We start from the raw sequence: 299 nt of genomic DNA on the forward strand, positions 1-299 counted from the left end.
GCGTCAAGCACGCCGTCGTCGCCGACATCCACGGCGTCGTCCACGCCCACCGCCCCGACCTCGTCGACGCCGGCCCGCAGACCGCGCTGCGCTGGATCGCGGACAACACCAACCCCGAAGGCATCACCGGCACCCTGAAGGAAGCCGTGCGCGGCGCGGACGTCTTCATCGGCGTCTCCGCCCCCAACGTCCTCAACGGCGACGACGTCGCCGCGATGGCCCAGAACGCGATCGTCTTCGCGCTCGCCAACCCCGACCCCGAGGTCGAGCCCGGCATCGCCCGCCAGACCGCCGCCGTC

The 299-nt window shown here is 72.9% G+C and carries 1 pseudogene; it reads left to right on the forward strand.

The window, feature by feature from the left end:
• A pseudogene (locus ACSNOG_RS33145) lies at window positions 1-299 on the forward strand (NAD-dependent malic enzyme); the annotation flags it as partial.

Source organism: Streptomyces sp. URMC 124, from assembly GCF_051386455.1.
In the GTDB taxonomy this organism is placed as follows: Bacteria; Actinomycetota; Actinomycetes; order Streptomycetales; family Streptomycetaceae; genus Streptomyces.